Origin of the sequence: Pandoraea capi, assembly GCF_902459735.1 — a bacterium.
GTDB lineage: Bacteria > Pseudomonadota > Gammaproteobacteria > Burkholderiales > Burkholderiaceae > Pandoraea > Pandoraea capi.
Window position 1 is genome coordinate 31,891 of the sequence record NZ_CABPRV010000017.1, and the last position, 21,390, is coordinate 53,280.

At 63.8% G+C, this 21,390-nt stretch carries 18 protein-coding genes and 1 pseudogene; 11 read left to right on the top strand and 8 right to left on the bottom strand.

Features of this window, described 5'->3' with window-relative positions; genetic code table 11:
• Nucleotides 1-108: 108 nt before the first annotated feature.
• Nucleotides 109-1,017, bottom strand: a complete 909-nt coding sequence (locus tag PCA20602_RS24720; RefSeq protein WP_150723448.1) for a LysR family transcriptional regulator — start codon at nucleotides 1,015-1,017, stop codon at nucleotides 109-111.
• A gap of 83 nt (nucleotides 1,018-1,100) precedes the next feature.
• Nucleotides 1,101-1,682 carry a Holliday junction branch migration protein RuvA gene (gene ruvA, locus PCA20602_RS24725; RefSeq protein WP_069340224.1) on the bottom strand — a complete coding sequence of 194 codons (582 nt, stop codon included), beginning with the start codon at nucleotides 1,680-1,682 and terminating at the stop codon, nucleotides 1,101-1,103.
• A 352-nt stretch (nucleotides 1,683-2,034) separates the two neighbouring features.
• Between ruvA and PCA20602_RS24730 the strand changes: the two genes are divergently transcribed.
• Nucleotides 2,035-3,066 carry a ParA family protein gene (locus PCA20602_RS24730; RefSeq protein WP_174981580.1) on the top strand — a complete coding sequence of 344 codons (1,032 nt, stop codon included), beginning with the start codon at nucleotides 2,035-2,037 and terminating at the stop codon, nucleotides 3,064-3,066.
• Nucleotides 3,059-3,667 (top strand): hypothetical protein, encoded by a 609-nt coding sequence (locus PCA20602_RS24735; protein WP_174981583.1) that lies wholly within the window; start codon nucleotides 3,059-3,061, stop codon nucleotides 3,665-3,667. Before PCA20602_RS24730 ends, PCA20602_RS24735 begins: the two co-directional genes overlap by 8 nt.
• Before the next feature lie 76 nt (nucleotides 3,668-3,743).
• Here PCA20602_RS24735 and PCA20602_RS24740 read toward each other — a convergent pair whose 3' ends face one another.
• Nucleotides 3,744-4,694 (bottom strand): LysR family transcriptional regulator, encoded by a 951-nt coding sequence (locus PCA20602_RS24740; RefSeq protein ID WP_150723451.1) that lies wholly within the window; start codon nucleotides 4,692-4,694, stop codon nucleotides 3,744-3,746.
• Nucleotides 4,695-4,894: 200 nt separating this feature from the next.
• Here PCA20602_RS24740 and gtdA point away from each other — a divergent pair, with 200 nt between their 5' ends.
• The 6 genes from gtdA (at nucleotide 4,895) to PCA20602_RS24770 (ending at nucleotide 11,267) form a co-directional block, all read left to right on the top strand.
• Nucleotides 4,895-5,932 carry a gentisate 1,2-dioxygenase gene (gene gtdA / locus PCA20602_RS24745; RefSeq protein WP_069340228.1) on the top strand — a complete coding sequence of 346 codons (1,038 nt, stop codon included), beginning with the start codon at nucleotides 4,895-4,897 and terminating at the stop codon, nucleotides 5,930-5,932.
• A gap of 114 nt (nucleotides 5,933-6,046) precedes the next feature.
• Nucleotides 6,047-6,745 (top strand): fumarylacetoacetate hydrolase family protein, encoded by a 699-nt coding sequence (locus tag PCA20602_RS24750; RefSeq protein ID WP_150723452.1) that lies wholly within the window; start codon nucleotides 6,047-6,049, stop codon nucleotides 6,743-6,745.
• Between the two features lie 9 nt (nucleotides 6,746-6,754).
• Nucleotides 6,755-7,396 carry a maleylacetoacetate isomerase gene (gene maiA / locus PCA20602_RS24755; protein WP_150723453.1) on the top strand — a complete coding sequence of 214 codons (642 nt, stop codon included), beginning with the start codon at nucleotides 6,755-6,757 and terminating at the stop codon, nucleotides 7,394-7,396.
• Between the two features lie 95 nt (nucleotides 7,397-7,491).
• Nucleotides 7,492-8,709, top strand: a complete 1,218-nt coding sequence (locus PCA20602_RS24760; RefSeq protein WP_150723454.1) for a 3-hydroxybenzoate 6-monooxygenase — start codon at nucleotides 7,492-7,494, stop codon at nucleotides 8,707-8,709.
• A gap of 160 nt (nucleotides 8,710-8,869) precedes the next feature.
• Nucleotides 8,870-10,213: an MFS transporter gene (locus tag PCA20602_RS24765; protein WP_150723455.1), complete on the top strand. Its 1,344-nt coding sequence runs from the start codon at nucleotides 8,870-8,872 to the stop codon at nucleotides 10,211-10,213.
• Nucleotides 10,214-10,325: 112 nt separating this feature from the next.
• Nucleotides 10,326-11,267, top strand: coding sequence for a 2-hydroxyacid dehydrogenase (locus PCA20602_RS24770; RefSeq protein ID WP_246182332.1), 942 nt, complete (start codon nucleotides 10,326-10,328; stop codon nucleotides 11,265-11,267).
• A 14-nt stretch (nucleotides 11,268-11,281) separates the two neighbouring features.
• Here the strand turns inward: PCA20602_RS24770 and PCA20602_RS24775 are convergent, their stop codons facing one another.
• Both PCA20602_RS24775 and PCA20602_RS24780 read right to left on the bottom strand, forming a co-directional pair.
• Entirely contained in the window at nucleotides 11,282-11,533 is a 252-nt protein-coding gene (locus tag PCA20602_RS24775; RefSeq protein WP_150723456.1) for an MJ0042-type zinc finger domain-containing protein, read from the bottom strand.
• Between the two features lie 204 nt (nucleotides 11,534-11,737).
• A pseudogene (locus PCA20602_RS24780) lies at nucleotides 11,738-12,268 on the bottom strand (hypothetical protein); the annotation flags it as partial.
• Nucleotides 12,269-12,601: 333 nt separating this feature from the next.
• Here PCA20602_RS24780 and ku point away from each other — a divergent pair.
• Together ku and ligD are read left to right on the top strand one after the other, a co-directional pair.
• Nucleotides 12,602-13,600 (top strand): non-homologous end joining protein Ku, encoded by a 999-nt coding sequence (gene ku / locus PCA20602_RS24785; protein ID WP_150723457.1) that lies wholly within the window; start codon nucleotides 12,602-12,604, stop codon nucleotides 13,598-13,600.
• Nucleotides 13,601-13,617: 17 nt separating this feature from the next.
• Nucleotides 13,618-16,176 (top strand): DNA ligase D, encoded by a 2,559-nt coding sequence (gene ligD, locus PCA20602_RS24790; RefSeq protein ID WP_150723458.1) that lies wholly within the window; start codon nucleotides 13,618-13,620, stop codon nucleotides 16,174-16,176.
• A 2-nt stretch (nucleotides 16,177-16,178) separates the two neighbouring features.
• Here ligD and PCA20602_RS24795 read toward each other — a convergent pair whose 3' ends face one another.
• On the bottom strand, nucleotides 16,179-17,153 hold the full coding sequence (locus tag PCA20602_RS24795) for an AraC family transcriptional regulator (RefSeq protein ID WP_150723459.1): 975 nt from the start codon (nucleotides 17,151-17,153) through the stop codon (nucleotides 16,179-16,181).
• Nucleotides 17,154-17,570: 417 nt separating this feature from the next.
• Here PCA20602_RS24795 and PCA20602_RS24800 point away from each other — a divergent pair, with 417 nt between their 5' ends.
• Nucleotides 17,571-18,620 carry an aldo/keto reductase gene (locus tag PCA20602_RS24800; RefSeq protein ID WP_150723460.1) on the top strand — a complete coding sequence of 350 codons (1,050 nt, stop codon included), beginning with the start codon at nucleotides 17,571-17,573 and terminating at the stop codon, nucleotides 18,618-18,620.
• Nucleotides 18,621-18,703: 83 nt separating this feature from the next.
• On the opposite strand, the gene PCA20602_RS24805 is transcribed toward PCA20602_RS24800, so the two are convergent.
• A complete protein-coding gene (locus PCA20602_RS24805; RefSeq protein WP_425495713.1) occupies nucleotides 18,704-19,843 on the bottom strand; it encodes a porin in 1,140 nt (379 codons plus the stop codon).
• A gap of 180 nt (nucleotides 19,844-20,023) precedes the next feature.
• Nucleotides 20,024-21,364: an MFS transporter gene (locus tag PCA20602_RS24810; RefSeq protein WP_150723461.1), complete on the bottom strand. Its 1,341-nt coding sequence runs from the start codon at nucleotides 21,362-21,364 to the stop codon at nucleotides 20,024-20,026.
• Between the last annotated feature and the right edge of the window lie 26 nt (nucleotides 21,365-21,390).

The following is a 21,390-nucleotide window of genomic DNA, read 5'->3' on the forward strand; positions in this document are numbered from 1 at the left end:
GACACACCAGTATCTCGACGCTTTACCTCACGTGGCGCGCTCCGGCGCCCACGTGACGGCCTGATCTGCTCCCCGGCTTTCCCTGCCCTTCCCGTTTCATCCTGAACGTCAGACGTCGTCCCCGGCAGCCAGCTTCGCGGCCTCCCAGATGGCGTCGAGCACGGGGTGCGGCTGGTGCCGTCGCCGATAGAGCGCGATGTCGAACCCGATCTGCCATTCCTTGCCACCCACGATGGCGAGCGTGCCGCGCGCAACGTCGTCGGCCACGAGACGTTGCGGTAGCCAGGCGATGCCGGCGCCGCGTCGCGCCATCGCGAGAATCGCTTCGTAGGAATCCGCCTGATAGACGGGCTTGAGCGTCGGACGATTCGGCATCTCGGCCAGATGGCGCGCGAGCACCGCCCGCAGCGTCAATGTCCGGGTGAACGCCAGCCACGGTATCGACGCCGGACCGGCTGCGAGCCGGTATCTGGCGCGGCCCTTGGCATCGAGCGCACTGACCGGCACCAGCACTTCGCGCGCCACGCTCAACCAGTCGAATCGCTCCTGGTCGATGAGAAGACGCGTGTGCGCACTGGAGTAGACGATGAGCAGATCGACTTCACCGGCCGCAAGTCGCAGGATGGCTTCCTCTGCGCCGCCCGTCGACAGCGTGGCGGTAAAGAAGCCGATGCGCGAGACGGTTTCGTCGTACCAATCGGGGAAGAACGTGGCGGCGAGCGTACGTCCGGTGGCGATCCGCAGGTTGTTTTCGAGCGTGGGCGCGGCGTCCTGCAACTGCGTACGGGCGCTGTGAAGAATATCGAGCGCATTGGTGGCGGCGTCGAGAAACACCGTGCCCGCCGCCGTCAGTTCGAGCGGCTTGCTGCGCTCGACGAGTCGCGTGCCGACCCACTCCTCCAACGCGCGAATACGTCGACCGAACGCCGGATGCGTGACGAACCGGTTCTCCGCCGCCCGCGTGAAGCTGCGCGTGCGGGCCAGTTCGACGAAGTCTTCGAGCCATCGCAGTTGCATACCGTCTCCTCGCTACCGTCCCACGTTTGTCGCGCGTTCGCGCAACATGACTGCGTATCCACTCGCAGGAAGCTCAGGCCGTCTCAGGCCTTCGAGAGCGACTTGAGCGCGTGCTTGATGCCATCGGACACCGTCGTGCCGTCGGGCACGGATTTGACTGCGGCCAGCGCTTCCTTGTCGGAATAGCCGAGCGCAAGCAGTGCGTTGACGACGTCGCTCTTGTGGTCGTGCGGCACGGCCGCTCCGGCCACGGTGCCGAGTTGCGCACCGAGCTTGCCTTTGAGTTCGAGCAGCAGCCGCTCGGCGGTCTTCTTGCCGATGCCGGGGATCTTGGTCAGACGCCCCGACTCCTGGAGCGTCACGGCCTGCGCGATGTCGGCAACACTCATGCCCGACAGAATCGCCAGCGCCGTGCGTGCACCGACGCCCGAGATCTTGAGCAGTTCGCGGAAAGTGTTGCGCTCGTCTGGCGAGCCGAAGCCGAACAGCAGTTGCGCGTCTTCGCGCACGATGAACTGCGTGAGCAGCGTGACACGCTCGCCGACGTTCGGCAGGTTGAAGAAAGTGCTCATCGGCACCGAGATTTCGTAGCCCACGCCCTGGCAGTCGACCAGGATGTGCGGCGGATTCTTTTCCAGCAGCGTGCCGGAGATGCGGCCAATCATTGACGCCCCGAGAGAGTGACTTCGACAGGCGGCAAGTGTAGCAAACCGTTCGATGCGCTTTGGGGTTTGGGATGCGGCTTTGCGCGGGCGACGCGCAAGACTTGGGGAACGTCGGATAAATGGGTCCGATCGGGTTTCGCTAAGCCATTGAAAGCTATGCGATTCCGATGTGCCTGTGTCTCTTCGAGTGTCAGTGGCCCTTGGGGATTCTTGCGAGACTGTGCATCCGTTTCGCAGACCACACTTCGACATGACCTACCCCCGATCACGACAACCTCGGCTCAAACACCATTCGGAAACGTTCGACGGGCATCCCGTCGTACTTCCTGGCACATCCATGCAGGAGACGACTATGGCGAAGCGTCTAGTACCGATCAACTACACCGCCGGCATTAGCATTACCAGCTTCATTTATCACCTGGGCTGGCTGCTGGCCGAGAATTACCGCGTTCTGCTCGTCGATGCCGACCCGAAATGCGATTTGACCAGCCTTGTTCTGCGGGAGGGTTTTGACGAGCATTACCGGGCGGAAACCACATGTCGTCACAATCTGAAAGATGCAACGCGTGCGGCATTCGAGCTGGACGCCTTTCTCATTCGCGAAATCGACTGCCCTGCGCCGCCCGAGTCTCCCAATTTGCGCCTATTGCCGGGTCACGCCAATCTGGCGGAATGCGACTTCCAACTCACGCTTGTGCAGGATGCCGATGCAAGATTCGAGTCGATGGAGAACACACCGGGTGCTTTCCACCATTTGATTTCCTTGTGCGAACGGAAATACGACATCGACTTCACCTTGATCAATGTCCCGGCCGGGTTCGGTGGCGTCAGTGCGAACCTCTTTATGCATAGCGATGTTTTCGTTGTCCCCGTCACACCCGATCCTTTCGCGGTGAAAACGCTGCACACGCTGAAATACGTGCTCGCCCGATGGATCAGCTGGAAGAAAAATTCGATGGGAGCTTTCGCAAGAACGGCATACCCGTTGGGCCGCGGGACACCGAAGTTTGGCGGAATATTGCACCGCCCACTGGTCGATTACACCGGGTCGATAAAAAGGCCAGCGTCAGAGGATGTCGAGAAAATCAGATACGCAATTTCCAACGACTTTGTTCCCCATCTGTCGACAAAGGGAATGACTTTCCCACCAGAGCAGTATCCGCCCAGTCTACTGACGGAGGGGTTCCGTCTTGGTGAAATCGAGGATGACAGCGAACTCCACAGGAGGTCGCTGGAAGTTGGCATCCCGGCTTTTGCGCTTTCCGATTCAGACATCGACGCGCTTGGCGCATCGATAGCACATGGAAAGATGCAACGCGACCATCTTCGCATCCAACTTGAATCCGTCGCCGCAGACCTCACCTCGCTACTGAACCATGCATGATGCGCTCGCCGCCTTTCGATCCAATATGGACGACGTTGAAGCCTTCGCAGCGTTCTATGACTTCCTGGTGGAGAACATGCGGGGACAGAAGAGTCTCGACGATCTGCTTCGTTCGAAGATCGTCTGTTCTGTCAGCGCGTTCGACAAACTCATGCACGACATCATTCACATCGGGATTATCGATATCTACTCCGGCAACCGAACCTCCACGCCAAAGTATCTCGACGAGCCGATTCCACTCGGTGTCGTTGCCCAATTGAAAGGAGTTGAAGACGCTCCCCGGAGCAACATCTTCTCTCAAACCATTCGCGACAAACTGCGTGCAATGTCTTTCCAGCACCCGGACAAGGTCGTCGACGGACTCAGCTACATCTGGCACGAGAAGCGCAAGTGGAAGAAAATCGCGTCGGCGATGGGAGAAGACGAAGCGACCGTGCGTGTATTTCTCTACGAGGTAGTAAGAAGAAGAAATGCCATCGCCCACGAAGCAGACGTCCACCACTTCCTTCAGGCGAAGCGCCCGATCAATCGCGAGATGGCCACTGATTTCACCCGCTTCATGCGTCGACCAGGCGAAACCATTCACGAACTCGTGCGCTGATCTCGGCAGCGTCGCCGCACTTTCGAGGCGGCCTGGGGGCCGCCGCCGTTTGCTCATTTATCGTTCCCCGCCGCCATCACCCATCGCCTTCGATCCCCTCAACGAGATCCCCTGTCGAGCGTGCGGCGGCCGAGCGCAGGCATTCGAGTGCTTCAGCGACTGCTGCGCGGTTCGCGCCGTCGTCGCGCCAGTACATCGATACGCCGCCGAACCCCGCGAGACGCAGCGGCACGATGCGCAGTGCGCCCAGCGCTTGCAGACGACTCGCGGTGCGGTGAGACGCAAGACCGATCATGTCGCTGTTGTTGAGCAGCGTGAGGTTGAGAATCGTCGAATTCGATTCGACAGTGTCGTTCGGCAACGGATACCCGGCCTCGGCCAGCGCCGCCTCCAAGGCGTTGCGAATCGGCGTGCCGCGCGGCCACACGACCCATCGATATTGCTGGATGTCAGACCAATCCACCGACGCGCGCGAAAACACCGGATGCCGCGCACGCGCCACAAAGTGCAACGGCTCCAGATACAACGCCTCCGTGCGTACATTCCGGTCTTGCAATTCCGGCGCCGAGCGTCCGACCACGATGTCGATCTCGCTATGCGCAAGCTGATTCATCAGCCGGTCCATCGTGTTTTCGACGACCCGCGCCTGCACGCGCGGCATACGCTGCAACAGTAGCAGCACCGCGAGCGGCACCGTGTCCGCCGACGACGCTCCCGAGGTGCCGATCGCGACCAGCCCGCTGCCGCCCTCGCGCATGGCGTCGAGATCGTCGCGTGCGGTGTCGAGTTGCGCCTCGATGCGGCGAGCGTGCTGGATCAGCGCCTCCCCGTAAGCCGTCGGACGCAACCCCCGCGCCTGTCGCTCGAACAGCGGCAAGCCGATGTCGTCCTCGAGATCCTTCAGCCACTTCGACAACCCGGGCTGCGTCGTGTTGAGCAGCGCCGCAGACTGGCTCATGTTGCCGGTCTCCGCCAGGGTCAGCAGCATCTGCAAGTTGCGCAGACGCAATCGATGGGTCCAATCCATGCGTCGCCTCCAGATGCCAGTGCGGCACCCCGAAATCACCCAAGCCATACGATTTTTCGTATGGATCCGATGATTTTTTCATTTCAAAGAATATGTCTCGCCGAGTATAACGCTATCCATAGACCCGAAAGCCACGGCACCGCCGCATGGCTGCGCTTGCCAGACAAGCAGACCGGGCCCCTTCCAATATGGAGACAAGCATGTCCGACCGCGCCCCGAGTGCAGAACGCGCCGCTTATTACGAACACATCGGTCACAACCACATGGCCCCGCTGTGGGAATCGCTGCACAGCCTCGTGCCGCCCCAGCCGCGCCCGCGCGTGGTGCCTGCCATCTGGAAATACAACGAAGTTCGTCCGCTGGTGATGGAAGCGGGACGCGTCATCAGCGCCGAAGAAGCCGTGCGCCGCGTTCTGATCCTGCAAAACCCGGGCACGCCGGGCTCGTCGAGCATCACCGGCTCGCTGTACGCCGGGCTGCAACTGATCCTGCCGGGCGAGATCGCACCGAGCCATCGCCATACGCAATCGGCACTACGCTTCATCGTGGAAGGTCGCGGCGCGTGGACGGCCGTCAACGGCGAGCGCACCACCATGCATCCGGGCGACTTCATCATCACGCCGTCGTGGACATGGCACGACCACGGCAATCCGGCGGACGGTGAGCCGGTCGTGTGGCTCGACGGTCTCGACATTCCGCTGGTTCAGTATTTCGACGCCGGCTTCGCCGAGAACTACCCGGAATCGCAGCAACCCGTTCAGCGCCCGGAAGGCGACAGCTTCGCCCGCTACGGGTTCAACATGCTGCCGGTGCATCACAAGGTCAGCGACCCGACGTCGCCGATCTTCAGCTATCCGTATGCTCGCTCGCGCGAAGCGCTCGACACGCTGTACCGCAACGGCGAACTCGATCCGTGGGACGGTATCAAGCTGCGCTACGTGAATCCGGCGACCGGCGGCTGGCCGATGCCGACGATGGCGACGTTCATGCAGTACCTGCCCGCCGGCTTCCAGGGCAAGACGTACCGCAGCACCGACGCCACCGTCTTTTCGGTCGTCGAAGGCCGCGGCACCGTGCGCATCGGCGACGAAGTCTTCCAGTTCGAACCGCGCGATCACTTCGTCGTGCCGTCATGGGCGCCGGTGCAACTCGCCGCGCTGGAAGACGCCGTGCTGTTCAGCTACTCCGACCGCCCCGTGCTCGCAGCGCTGAATCTGCTGCGCGAATCGCGTACCTGAGCGGCACACGTCAACCCAACGACGCCCCTGCGCCCCGCCACGCATTCGACGAATGCGAGCGGTGCGCGGTCAACCCTCTCTCTGTCTTCTCTCTGATTCGACGAGTCAAACACCATGTCCTACGTCTTCACTCCGCCCGCCATCGTTGGCATTCCCGTTGTCGGCAGCAACGACCTGTTTGCCGCACGCCGCGTGTATTGCGTCGGCCGTAACTACGCCGCTCACGCCCGCGAAATGGGTTTCGATCCGGACCGTGAACCGCCGTTCTTCTTCTGCAAGCCGGCCGACGCCGTGATCCCGGTCGCCTATGGCGATATGCTGGAGCTCAAGTACCCGGCGCAGACGAGCAACTATCACTACGAAGCGGAACTGGTCGCCGTGATCGGCAAGGCCGGTTCGGACATTCCGCTCGATCAGGCGCTGGAGCACGTGTGGGGTTATGCCGTGGGTCTGGACATGACGCGTCGCGACCTGCAAATGAAAATGCGCGAGATGGGTCGTCCGTGGGAAATCGGCAAGGCGTTCGACGCCTCCGCCCCCATCGGCCCGATCCATCCGGTGTCGAGCATCGGCCATGTCGAAAAGGCCGCGATCTCGCTGACGGTAGACGGCGTACAAAAGCAGAAGAGCGACGTGACGCACCTCATCTGGTCGGTCGCCGAGACCGTATCGTATCTCTCGCAATTCTTCCGTCTGGAACCGGGCGATCTCATCTACACCGGCACGCCTGAAGGCGTCGGTCCGGTGAAGGCAGGCGAGACGATGGTGACGGCCGTCGAGGGACTCGGCGAGATCACGGTGCGTGTGGTCTGAGGCATCGTCATGCAGCTCTACAGCTTCTTCAATAGCTCGACGTCGTATCGCATTCGCATTGCGCTGGCACTCAAGGGCATTGCGTTCGACACCATCCCGGTGAACATTCGCGTCGGCGAGCACCGTGCCGCGCCCTACGTCGACGAGGTCAATGCGTCGGCCACGGTGCCCGCCATCGTCGACGGCGACTTCGCGCTCGGTCAGTCGCTCGCCATCGTCGACTATCTCGACGCGAAGTATCCCGAGACGCGTCTGGTGCCGCACGACATCGAGGCGCGCGCTCGCGTGCTCGAACTCGCGATGCTCATCAGTTGCGACATCCATCCGGTAAACAACCTGCGCATCCTGAAGTATCTGCAAGGCCCGCTGGGCCTGTCCGCCGAGCAGAAGGACGCCTGGTATCGGCACTGGGTGGCGGAGGGCATGGCCGGTGTCGAGCGTCTGCTCGACAGGTACGGCCACGGCGAATGGTGTTTCGGCGACTCGCCAACGCTGGCCGACGTCTGCCTGATTCCGCAGATCGCCAACGCGCAACGGATGGGCTGCGATCTGTCGCCCTATCCGCGGGCGATGGCGGTGTATGCCAAGGCGGCGACGCACCCGGCGTTCGTCTCGGCAGCCCCCGACCGTCAACCGGATTACACGGCCTGACATGAAGCGGCACAAACTCGGCGTCAACGACCCACACGTGGCCGCACGCCGTAGATGAAAGGCAGGAAGGGCGGAAAGTGCCCGAGGAGACAAGCATGACGCAAATCCATCAACCCAAGGCGCTCGTCGTAGGCGGGGGCATCGGCGGTCTGGCCGCTGCCCTGGCACTCGCCAATCAGGGCGTGTACATCGAACTGCTGGAGCAGGCCGAGACGATCGGCGAGATCGGTGCAGGCATTCAGTTGGCCGCCAACGCATTCGCCGCGCTCGATGCGCTCGGCGTTGGCGAGGCCGCGCGCGCACGCTCGGTCTTCACCGACCACATCACGCTGCGCGATGCCATCGACCGCAGCGTCATCGCGGAGGTCGACGTCGGTGCGCCCTACCGCGAGCGCTTCGGCAATCCGTATGCCGTGATCCATCGCGCCGACATCCATCTGTCGATTCTCGAAGCCGTGCAGCGCAATCCGCTGATTCAGTTCCGCACGGCAACGCGCGTCGTCTCGCTCGATCAGGACGCGAACGGCGTCACCGTCACGGATCAGCATGGCGAGCGCCACACGGCCGACGCCGTGATCGGCTGCGACGGCGTGAAGTCTGCCGTGCGCGAAGCACTGATCGGTGATGAACCACGCGTGACCGGTCACGTCGTGTATCGCGCGGTGGTGGACGTCGAGAACATGCCAAAGGATTTGCAGGTCAACGCACCGGTCGTGTGGGCCGGCCCGAACTGCCACCTCGTGCACTACCCGCTGCGCGGCGGCAAGCAATACAACCTCGTGGTGACGTTCCACAGCCGTGAGCAGGAAGTCTGGGGCGTGCGCGACGGCAGCAAGGAGGAAGTGCTGTCGTACTTCGAAGGCATCGACGCGCTGCCGCACCAGATGCTCGACCGCCCGAGCTCGTGGCGACGCTGGGCCACGGCCGATCGCGACCCGGTCGAGCAGTGGAGCTTCGGGCGCGCCACGATCCTCGGCGACGCCGCGCATCCGATGACGCAGTACATCGCGCAAGGTGCATGTCAGGCACTGGAAGACGCCGTCACGCTCGGCGCCGCCTACGCCGCTGCGAACGGTGACTTTACCGACGCCTTCCGCCGTTACGAACACGCCCGCATTCCCCGCACCGCTCGCGTGCTTTACGGCGCGCGCGACATGGGACGCGTCTATCACGCCAAGGGCGTAGACCGCTGGGTGCGTAACTCGCTCTGGCAAGGCCGCGCGCAGACACAGTTCTATGACGCGTTGCAATGGCTGCACGGCTGGCGCGCCGAGAACTGCCTGTCGCAAACGCCGTGGTTGCCGAATGCGTGATTGCGTGACGGCAAATGGCGTGGCGGCATGAGCGCATAGCCCCACCCCGAGCATCCCCGGCATCAACCCCGCAGCGGACAAAAATACCATCGCGCGGAGTCCTGCGGTGCGACGTCACGACGACGTCGCACTGCGTCTGGCACCTTAGAGGAGACAACCCATGCCAGTCAGTCCCATCAACGTGACGGCGTTCATCGACCGGCATCGCATCTCGCCGTTCCAGATGATGATCGTCGTCCTGTGCTTCCTCATCGTCGCCATCGACGGCTTCGACACGGCCGCCATCGGCTTCATCGCACCGGCGATACGGACCGAATGGTCGCTCACGCCCGCGCATCTCGCACCGCTGTTCGGTGCAGGCCTCGCTGGTCTGATGGCCGGCGCTTTCCTGTTCGGGCCGCTCGCCGACAAGCTCGGGCGCAAGACCATTCTCATCTTCTCGGTGCTGTTCTTCGGCGTCGCCAGTCTGGCCTCGGCATGGTCGATGGAGCTGTGGCAACTCATCGCGCTGCGCTTTCTGACGGGGCTCGGTCTCGGCGGCGCGATGCCCAATGCCATCACGCTCACGTCCGAGTACTGCCCGGAATCGCGCCGTTCGTTTCTCGTCACGACGATGTTCTGCGGTTTCACGCTCGGCTCGGCGCTGGGCGGTCTCGCGTCTGCCGGACTGATCGAGGCATTCGGCTGGCGCTCGGTGCTGATCGTGGGCGGCGTCATGCCGATCGTGCTCGGTGTCGTGCTCATGCGTGCATTGCCTGAATCGGTGCGCTATCTCGTGATGGCAGGGAAGTCCTCGGAACGCGTGGCCGCATCGCTGCAACGCATTGCCCCGCAGGAGGATCTGCGTGGAGCAACATTCAACGTGGCGACGAAGCCGTTGACCACGTCGCCGGTGCGCCATCTCTTCAAGCCTGAGTTACTGCGCGGCACACTGCTCTTCTGGGTGACGTTCTTCATGAGCCTGCTGGTGATCTATCTGCTGTCGAGCTGGCTGCCGACGCTGTTGCGCACGAACGGCCTCACGCTGCGCAATGCCGCCATCGTCACGGCGATGTTCCAGGTCGGCGGCACGCTGGGCGCGATCGTGCTCGGCTGGCTGATGGACCGCTTCAATCCGCACTATGTGCTCGCTGCGGCTTACGTGCTCGCCGGCGTCTGCGTGGCGGCTGTCGGGCCGCTGGCGAGTTCCCCGGTGCTCGCGTCGGTGGCAGTGTTCTGGGCCGGGTTCTGTGTCTCCGGCGGTCAGGTCGGCGCGAATGCGTTGTCGGCAGAGTTCTATCCGACGGATTGCCGTGCGACCGGTGTGAGCTGGGCCAACGGCGTGGGACGTATGGGCTCGGTGGTCGGTTCGGTCGGCGGGGCCTCGATGCTCGCGATGGGCTGGTCGATGCCCGCGCTCTTCGCGGCCATCGGCGTACCGGCCGTGCTCGCCGGTCTGACGATGCTCACGCTCGGGCGTCTGCGTCATCGGCAAGCGGTGCTGGCCGTCGAAGCAGCTGCCTGAACGTCAGCGCGCAAAGCGCCCCGGATCGGGATAGAGTGTCGTCTGACGGCGACGCGAGCGGCCTGCGCGGCCCCGGCGCCGTCAATCCAAATTCCCCCGACGGAGATTGAAGGTGTCGCTGCCCCCCTTGCTGGTCATCATCCCGATGCATCCCGAGCAGTTGTCCGAACTGCAAACCCGTTTCGACGTGATCTACCGCCCGAGCCACCATCCCACGCCGGAAGGCTGGGGACCGGAAGGCGAACGCGCGCGCTTCGTGCTCACCAACGGTTCGCGCGGCATGAGCGCTGCCGAGCTGGTGCATCTGCCGAACGTGGAGCTGGTCAGTGCGCTGGGTGCCGGTTATGAAAATCTGGATGTCCCCGCCATGCGTGCGCGCAATATCGTCGCCGTCAACGGTGCCGGGGCCAATGCACCGACCGTGGCGGATCAGGGCTTCGCGCTGCTGCTCGCGGCGATCCGCCGGATCCCCGAGTACGACGCCGCATGCCGCAAGGGTGTCTGGCGCGATGCGCTGCCGATGCAACCGGGCGTCGCGGGCAAGAAGCTCGGCATCGTCGGTCTGGGGGCCGTGGGACGCCAGTTCGCCAGGCGCGGCGAAGGCTTCGATATGCAGATCGGCTACCGCAACCGCAATCGTCGTGACGATCTGCCCGCGCATTACCAGTATTTCGACAGCGTGCCGGCGCTGGCCGAGTGGGCCGACATTCTCGTCGTGACGGCGCCTGGCGGCGCGGAGTCGCATCACATGGTCAATGCCGACGTCCTGCGCGCACTCGGCAAGCATGGCTTCCTCGTGAATCTGGGACGTGGCAGTGTCGTGGATACGGCAGCACTGGCCGACGCATTGCGCAACGGCGTGATTGCCGGCGCGGGGCTCGATGTGTACGAAGGCGAGCCGTCGCCGCCTGCCGCGCTCATCGACTTGCAGAACGTCGTGTTGAGCCCGCACGTCGCTGGCCGCTCCCCTGAAGCGGAAGCCGCGACGATTGCGATGTTCCTGGAAAATACCCGCCGTTATCAGGCGGGTGAGGCGGTAATGACGCCGCTGTGAGCGGCTGACATCCGTCAGTGATTATCGAGCCCGTCGATACTTCGTTCGGGCGACGGCGAGAGCGTCACGCCGTCGTTGACGGGCTCGAACTCGATGCTGCTTCGCGCACTGCCGGTGGTGAAGACGGTCTCGCAGGTCGGACACTTCACCTCGGCTTCCGAATGGAGATAGTCGTGGAGCGCCTGCACCGTCGGCTCGCTCGCCGCCACGGCAAAACGGGACTTGCAGGTGGGGCATACGACGAAACCGGTGTGGATCGACAGCATGGTCAGCCTCCTGAGCGTTCATTGAGCGACTTCATTGCGCGACTGCGTTCGGCGATTCTACAGCCAGTCGGTACGGCGAGGCTTTCGGCGCGTGGCATCCTCCGACTCGCGACGCGACGCCGTGCGATGGTCGTTCGCGGCCACACCCACTGTCGGCTCTGCATGTGCGTCGTCGACGTCGTCCCCTTGCACACCGTGGGCCCGCTGCACCGGGTCGAAGTCACGCCATTCACCGCGCTCCCACACACCGTTCGCCTGTTCGATCTCTGCGGCGCCTGCATCGCGCAGCACGGCAATCGCCGTATCGGCCGTCGCCTCGCTCACGTGCGTGGCAAGCATCACGCCCGCATCTCGCATGCCGGCCTCTCGCGCCGACACGCGCTCGCGGCTGCGCATGCGTCCAAGGGCACCGAAAAATGCGCCCAGATAGGCACCGGCCATCATTGCGACGACCGGCACCAGCCAGAATCGCCAGACGGAGATGAAGAGCAGCGCACCCAACGCCAGCCCGAACGCGCCCCCGGCGATCACGCCCTGCGCAGCGCCCTTGCCGGCTGGCCGTGCGGCGGCGTCGGCGTTTACGTCTCCGCCGACGGGAAACGTCGCATGCTGCCCGGTAGGGTTCAGAAAGAATACCGACACGTCGGACGGTCGAAACGAGCGGTCATAGAGACGGCTCGCCACCAGATTCGCCTGATCGAACGTTGTAAAACGTCCTGCCACGATCATCGCCATCGCAACCTCCCTCCGTTGTTTGGTGAATTCGTGTTTGCATGCTTCGATCCTTATGGGATGGCAGCGATCCGGCTTCGTTTCATCAAGGAATCCTTACGCGTGCTGCATATGCATTGAGAAAATCAATGCGCGGGAACCTGCGGATGGCGGCGCAATCGCAAAGATAGGGTGTCAAACTGAAAATGGCCGCCATCGGAGAGACCTTCGGCGCGACGTCGCCGCCTATACTGGCAAGGCCGCACGCCTCGCGATGTGTCTGCGTTATTCGCATCTCGCTGTTGAACCCGCATCGAACCCGCATCGAACCCCAACATTGGGCGCATGGGAGTGTCTATGGCTCGCGCGATCTGGAAGGGCGCCATCAGCTTTGGTCTGGTGAATGTCCCCGTCACCCTGTTCCCCGCTTCGACGACACACAAACTCGATCTCGACTGGCTCGACAAGCGGACGATGTCGCCGGTCGGTTACAAACGCGTCAACAAGGAAAATGGCAAGGAAGTGCCCCACGATCAGATCGTGCATGGGTACGAATACGAAAAGGGTAACTACGTCGTGCTCAGCGACGACGAGATTCGCGCGGCGAATCCGGCAGCGACACAGACCGTCGACATTCTGGCCTTCGTCGATGCGACCGACGTGTCGTTCATGTATCTCGACACCCCCTACTACCTCGTGCCCGAACGGGGCGGCGCGAAAGCTTATGCGCTGTTGCACGCCGCCCTGATCCGGGCGGGCAAGCTCGGCATTGCGCGCGTGGTGATGCACACGCGCGCGCATCTGGCCGTGCTCGCCCCCGCTGGCGACGCGCTCGTGCTCGACACGTTGCGATGGCAGGACGAAATGCGCGACCCGGCCGAAGTCGGACTCACGAAAGACAAGCTCGGCAAACTCGCGGCACCGGGCGAACGCGAACTGGACATGGCGATCCGGCTCATCGACGAAATGTCGGGGCCCTGGCGCCCGGGCGATTATCACGACACGTTTCAGGACGACCTCAAGGCGCTCATCGACCGAAAGATTGCATACGGTCAGACACGCGAAGTTGCACAGATCGAAGCGAGTGCGCCGAAGCTCGCAAGCAACGGCAATGTGACCGACCTCATGGCGTTGCTCAGACAGAGTCTTGGGACGAAGGGCAAACGCGAGGCGGTCGCTGTCGACGCCGAGGATGTCGAAGAGAAAACCTCCGCCGCCAAGCCGAAATCCAGAGCCCGGGCATCGCCGGGTAAGACGGCAGCAAAAAAAGCGGCGAAGAAAGCAGCCAGCGGGAGTCCGGCGAAGGCGACGTCAAAACGTGCCAAGTCCAGCGCCAAGTCTGCGAAATCCAAATGAGCCGGGGGAGCGCGACCATGCCAAGAGACGCCACCCGCCCCCGCGCATCGGCAACGACAACAACGCCGAAGCGCAGTAAAGCCCTCAATTCCAAGCGCGCCGCCGATCCGCTGGCCGCCTACGATGCGAAACGCAATTTCTCCGCGACGCCGGAGCCTCGCGGCAAACGTTCGGCGCGCGCGAACGCGTTGCGTTACGTCGTCCAGCGCCACAATGCGAGTCATCTGCACTACGACTTCCGCCTTGAACTCGATGGCACGTTGCGATCGTGGGCGCTGCCGAAGCAGCCGAGCCCGGACGTCAGTCGTCCGCGTCTGGCGGTGCAAGTCGAAGATCACCCCCTTGCCTACGCGGATTTCGAGGGCGACATTCCGGCAGGTAATTACGGCGCCGGGCATGTCGATATCTGGGACAGCGGCACCTGGACGCCCGATGGCGACGCCGCGCGCGACTATGCGGACGGCAAGCTGTCGTTCACCTTGCATGGCGAGCGCCTGACCGGACACTGGACGCTCGTTCGCACCGACAAACCCGCGCGTCAACCGCAGTGGTTGCTGATCCATCGGCATGACGATGCAGCGTCGCCCACCTCCACAAGACCGGCTTCGCCTGCAAAGCCGAAAATAACGGCGCGCAAGTCATCGGCGCAGCCTCCCGCCGAACTGCGTCCAATGCTCGCGACGCTCGTCGATGCCGCGCCGTCATCCGACGGATGGCATGCGGAAATCAAGCTGGACGGCTATCGCGTGCTCATCCGCATTGCGGGAGACGACATTCGTGTCTTCACGCGCTCGGGACAAGACTGGACGCATCGCTTCGCGCCAACGGTCAACATGTTGCGAGCCTTGCGAAAACGCGGCATGCCCAATGCATGGCTCGACGGTGAGGCCATCGTCACGAACGAACACGGCTTGCCGGACTTTCAGGCGCTCCAACGCGCATTCGATGAAAACGCGCAAAGCGACATCGTCACGTACGTCTTCGATCTGCCGTGGTGCAACGGTCAGGATTTGCGCGGCAAACCATTGCATGAGCGTCAGGCGATGTTGGCGGCCATCTTCGAAGCGAGTCACGAAACGGATGCGGGGACGGATGCCCAGACTGACGCCGTCCGTGTGCTGCAACCCGTGTCAGGCGATCTCGAATCGCTCTGGCACAGCGCATGCGAGGCGGGTCTGGAAGGCATCATGGTCAAGCGCAACGACTCGACCTACATCGAGGGACGCAGCGACGCGTGGCGCAAGCTCAAGTGTTCCCGGCGTCAGGAGTTCGTGGTGCTGGGATTTACCGAACCGACGGGTACACGCCAGGGTTTCGGCGCGTTGCTGCTCGGCTATTACGACGACGATGGCAAGACGTTGCGATATGCGGGAAAGGTCGGCACCGGCTTCGATACGAGGGCGCTGAAGCGCATGCGCGAGCAATTCGCCGCCATCGAGACGCGTGATCCCCCGCTCTCGCCCGCGCCGCGCCCCGGCGGTCCGGCACGGGTGCACTGGCTGCGTCCCACGCTGGTCGCCGAAGTCCGCTTCGCCGAGTGGACGCGCGACGCCCACGTGCGACAAGCCTCGTTCGTCGCCATGCGAACCGACAAGCCGGCTAAGGACATCCGACGGGAAACTCGCCCCCACAGCGCCGCGAACACGACAAAGAAGACACCTTCCATGCCGAAAACCGCGCCATCGAACGTCTCCGGACTCCCCGTGAAGATTACCCACGGCGAGCGCGTGATGGACACGCATTCTGGCGTGACCAAGATCGAGCTCGCCGAATATTACGACGCAGTGAGCCGCTGGATGTTGCCGCATCTCGCGGACCGGCCCGTGGCGGTCCTGCGCGCCCCCGAGGGCATCGGTGGCGAGATGTTCTTCCAGAAGCATGCGGCGAAGACGATAACGGGCGTGCACACGCTGGATCCGTCGCTCGATCCCGATCACGCGCCGTTGATGCAGATCGACGACGCCAGGGGACTCGTGGGCGCCGCGCAGATGGGGACGGTGGAGTTCCACACTTGGAATGCGCGCAGCGATCTGATCGAGCGTCCGGATCGCGTGATCTTCGATCTGGATCCGGGCAAGGGCGTGGCGTTCGAACAGATTGTGGAAGGCGCGCGACTGATTCGCGGCCTGCTCGACGAACTCGGTCTGGCCGCCTTCGTGAAGACCAGCGGCGGCAAGGGGTTGCATGTCGTAACGCCGTTGGCGCGACGTCACGAATGGGAGATGGCGAAGGGTTTCGCCGAAGCGGTCGCGAAACACATGGCGCAAGTGTTCCCGGATCGGTTCACCGCGACGATAGGCCCCAGGCATCGCGTGGGGAAGTGCTTCATCGACTATCTCCGCAACTACCGTGGCGCAACGACGGTCTGCGCCTACTCCGCCCGCGCCCGAGAAGGCATGGCCGTCTCGATGCCGGTGAAATGGGAGGAATTATCCGAATTGTCAGGCGCCGACGCATGGAATGTGCGCAACGCTATGACGCACCTGAATGCCTTGAAAGAAGACCCGTGGTCCGGCTACGAGACGGCCTCGCAACAGCGGGTGACGAAGGCCATGCTGGATAGGTTAGGGGATTGATACTACCCCCGCGTCGCCCCCACATCCCCGTCCTGTAACCAGCGCCGTTTGTCGCGCAATGGCGCTTCGCCGAAGACGCGGGCGTATTCGCGGCTGAATTGCGAGGCGCTCTCGTAGCCCACCGCCTGCGCCGCCGCAGCCACCGCAATATCCGCGACGAAAATCAGTCGGCGCGCTTCCTGCAACCGCAACTGCTTCTGATACTGCAATGGGCTCATCGCCGTCACCAGTTTGAAATGGTGATGCAACGAAGACACGCTCATGTGCACTTCCTGCGCCAACGCCTCCACCCGCAACGGCTGCGCATAGTGGTCGCGCAACCAGCGCACGGCATTCGCGATGCGGTTCATCTGGCTGTCCTGCAATGCCATCTGACGCAGCAACACGCCCTGCCCGTTCATCAACAACCGATAGATGATCTCGCGCTTGATCATCGGCGCAAGAATCGGAATGTCGCGCGGCGTTTCCAGCAATCGCAACAGCCGCAACACCGCGTCGAGCAACGCCGCATCCAGTCGATTGACGTACAACCCTCGCCCGCACGGCGCGGGTGCCGGGGGCGGCAGATGTTCGTCGCCGATGAGCGAGGTCACGTCTTCGGCGACCAGATTGAGACGCATGCCCAGATACGGCGACTGTTCGCTCGCCCCGGACACCTGCGCCACAACAGGCAGATGTACCGACGACACCATGTAATGCATCGGATCGTAGGCGTAATGCGCCTCGCCGATCTGCAAGCGCTTCTCGCCCTGCGCAATCACCGCGAACGCAGGTTGCTGCAATGCCGGACGCGGCCCCCCGGGGTGCAACACACGATGCACGAGCAAGCCCTCGACCGCCGTCGGCGACGTGCCCTCCAGACCGTGCGTCGCACGTTCGAGCAATTGCACCAGCTCGGCGCGCGCCGCGTGCGACGGGTCGTCGGAAAACTCACGCGGCGGCGGCGCCTCGCGAGGCGATGTTTTAACAAGATGCATGACGGTGTCCTCGATCCGCACCGGTTACCGACGCCGCATTGCGACATCCCGGCCTACATTCGCGACAGCATACGCCTGCCGGAAAAAATTGCCCGATTCTCCGGCCCCACATTGACACGATCAGGCAGAAATTTCGGACGATTCGGCAAGTTCTGCTCGCCGACCCCGTCATCAGGTCGTCTCACGTCGACAGGCGTCTGTCACCTTCCCGCCATGTTCGGCAACGCTTTGCCGGGGTACGAGGCCGCAAGACGCCGACGTCCCGACGCCCCCCTTGCAGAATCAGGCAGGAAATGTGCAGGAACGGGTACTGCTTGCCTGATGCCCCGCGACGCATAATGCCTCCCATCCCGTGCATGCCGTCACCTTCCTTTGGCGGCCACCTGCGACGGGCGGCAATTTCAATGGAGCGATGCCATGCGACAACGCAAACTCGGCAACACCGGCCTCTTCGTCTCGGAACTGTGCCTCGGCACGATGACCTTCGGCGGACAAGGCGACATGTGGAGCAAGATCGGCCAATTGCAGCAGAACGATGTCGACGCCCTCGTCGGCCGCGCGCTCGACGCAGGCATCAATTTCATCGACACCGCCGACGTCTACTCGGAAGGCCAGTCGGAAACCCTCACCGGTCAGGCGCTGCGCAACCTCAAGGTGCCGCGCGACAGCGTCGTCGTCGCCACGAAGGTGTTCGGCGTGACCGGCGCACAAGGCAGCAACTCGCGCGGCCTGTCGCGCTATCACATCATGGACGGCATCAAGGCCAGCCTCAAGCGCCTGCAACTCGATCACATCGATCTGTATCAGGTGCACGGCTTCGACCCGGTCACGCCCATCGAAGAAACGCTCAGCGCGCTCGATACGCTGGTGCGTCAGGGCCACGTGCGTTACATCGGCGTGTCGAACTGGGCCGCATGGCAGATTGCCAAGGCGCAGGGGATTTCGGCACGGCTGAACCTCGCGAGCTTCGCCTCGCTTCAGGCGTACTACACCGTTGCCGGACGCGATCTCGAACGCGAAATCGTCCCGATGCTGCGCAGCGAAAACGTGGGCTTGATGGTGTGGAGCCCGCTCGCCGGCGGTCTGCTCTCGGGCAAGTACACGCGTGAAGGTCAGGCCGAAGCCGGTGCACGCCGTCAGAGCTTCGACTTCCCGCCGGTGAACGTGGATCGCGCCTACGATGTGATCGATGTCATGCGCGGCATCGCCGCCGAGAAGGGCGTGTCCGTCGCGCAGATCGCACTCGCCTGGCTGCTCGCCCAGCCGGTCGTCTCGACGGTCATCATCGGCGCCAAGCGTGCCGATCAGCTCGACGACAACATTGCCGCCACGCGCGTCACGCTGACCGAGCGCGAACTCACGGCCATCAATGCCGCCAGCGCACTGCCGAGCGAGTACCCCGGCTGGATGCTCTCGCGTCAGGGCGACCCGCGTCGCGCGCAACTCGCCGAAGCCGGTCTGCTGTAATCGACGGGGCGGTCCAAACGCAAGACGGCGCACCTTCTGCGGTGCGCCGTTTTGCTTTGACATCGGAGATCGAGCGGCGGACGTCAGAACGTATGACGCATGCCCACGTTCACGCCCAACTGACTCGTGCCCGCCGTGGGCGATCCGCCCGCACCGCCGGAACTGACCGAGTACGCCGCGTGCTCGCTGTTGCCCAACCAGGCGACCTGCGTGTACACCGCCGTGCGCTTCGAGAGGAAGTACGTCCCGCGCAGCGTCGCCATCGTCGCCCGCGCGTTCTGGCGCGCATTGAGCATGCGGAAGACTTCGCCGTCCACCGCGAACGTCGGCGTGAACTGATACAGGCCGCCGATGTAGAACATGTCGGAATTCACATCCGCGACAGCCGCGGACGCCGTCTGCACGCGACGCCCCAACCAGCCCGCGCCCGCCTTCCAGTTACCGCCCTTCACGTAGCCGTTCAACTGCCAGCGCGTGTCCTTGTCGGACGAACTCGTGAGCGGCACGGCCGCCGCACCGTTGAAGAAGCTCGCGGCCGCGCCAGCGCCGCCGCGTTGCTCGTCCCACGCACCTGCCACACCGAACCACGCCGTGTCGTACTTCAGCATGGCGGAGACCTGACGGCAGGCCGTCATCTGCCCCGGGGTCTGGCCCGCGCAGGTGCCTTGTCCGGGCGAGTTGCCGGTGCCGCCGCCGTCGCGCCCGAACGAGTACGTCGCGCCCACGGTCAGGCCGTGAAACACGCCCTTGTACGCGACCGTATTATCGCTGCGCGCGTTGGGGATGTAGTTGTCGAGTGAGCCGCTGCCATAGAGATCCGGGCCGAGAATGTCTGCGTCCGTCATCACCCAGAACGTCATCGAATACTGACGCCCCAACGACAGCGTGCCGTACTGATTCGACAGCCCGACCCACGCCTGACGCCCGAACAGACGGCCGCCCTGATTCAGATCGCCCGCCCGCACGTTGAAGCCGTTCTCGAGCATGAACAGTGCGTGCAGACCGCCGCCGAGATCTTCGTCGCCGCGCAGACCCCAGCGCGACGGCAACGATCCGGTATTGGCCGGCATGCGAACGAGCGAGCTGTTGTTGGCGCCCGCGTGCGAGATGTATTCGATGCCGGTGTCGAGAATGCCGTAGAGCGTCACGCTCTGGGCCGAGGCGGAAGTGGTGGCCAATGCGAGGCCGGCAGCCAGCGCGAGCGCAGGCAGTCCCTTGTGGATCACGGTGATGTCTCCTGGATACGTGTGGTGGCCTGACCTGTACCGGTCAGTTTGCAGCGCCGCCGCACGGCCGTCGGGGGACGGTCCATGCAGCGGGAACTTCTCCTGGACGAAGGCTTGCCGATCAGGTTGCCAAATGCGGCGCTTCGACAGCTTCGTCCTGAACCGTTGTCAGACGTGTCAGACGGTCCCTGCCGCCGGGTTCGCCGTCGATGCGGCAGACGACGCGCCGCGTCCCACGCGACGACGCATCACCAGCATCAGCCCCGCCGCGAGAAACGCAGGGATGGCGACGATCTGAAAGGCCTGCGCCGTGCTCGCCGCCGTGGCGATCAGCACACCGCCGAGGCTCGATCCGAGGATGGAACCCAGACGTCCCACGCCCAGCGCCCACGCCACACCGGTCGCCCGCGAGGGCGTCGGGTAGTACGCTGCCGTCAGCGCATTGGCGCCGGTCTGCGAACCCGCCACGCCGAAGCCCGCCAGGAAGACGACCGCCATCAGCCAGCCCGCCTGATGCGTTACCGAACCGAGCACGCACAGTGCGATGCCCGCCATCACGTAGGACGCTGCCAGCACGCGGTACGGACTCGTGCGATCCATCGCGAAACCGATCATCACCGCGCCAACCGTGCCGCCGAGCGGCAGCATTGCGCCGATACGTGCGGCCTCCGCCAGCGTGTATCCCGAGTCCTTCACGATCAGCGGCAGCCAGCTCGTGAGCAGGTAGAACGCGCACAGGGTGCAGAAGTACGTCGCCCACAGCAGCAGCGTGCCCACGACGTAACGACGTGCGAACAAGCCGCCGACTGCCGAATTGACGGCGCCGGCGGGCGTCACTTCGGGATCGATGCGCGTAACTTGCGGATCGATGTGACGCGCAATCGCCAGCAACTGGTCCGCCCGGTCGCCGCGCGCCGCGAGATAACGCATCGACTCCGGCAACCAGCGCATCAACACCGGCACGACGAGCAGCGGCACGACACCGCCGGCGATCAGCACACCCCGCCAGCCGATATGCGGCAGCGTCTGCGCCACGATCTCGCCGCCGATGGCGAAGCCCAGCGTGAAGCCGCAGAACGTCGCCGTCACCAGCAGCGAGCGCATGCGCTCGGCACAGTATTCGGAGCTCAGCGTGATGGCGTTGGGCATTGCGCCGCCCAGTCCGATCCCGGTGAGGAAGCGCATGACGGCCAGTTCGGTCGGGCTATGCACGAAGGCCGACGCAACGCTGCCGAGCGCGAACAGGACCACCGAGAGAATCAGCACGCGCTTGCGGCCGATACGATCGGCGAGCGGGCCGAAGATGAAGCAACCGAGCATCAGCCCGCCCAGCCCGGCGCCGAACACGGTGCCGAGGCTCGTGGTGGCCATCGCCCATTCGCTGCGGATGGCCGGTGCGAGATAACCGATGGCAGCGGTATCGAAGCCGTCCAGCGTGACGATCAGAAAGCACAGGGCGATCACACGCCATTGAAACGGCGTGATGCCCCTGCGGTTCATCAAAGCGGATATTTCCATGTCTGTCTCCTGTGCGGCGACTGCCG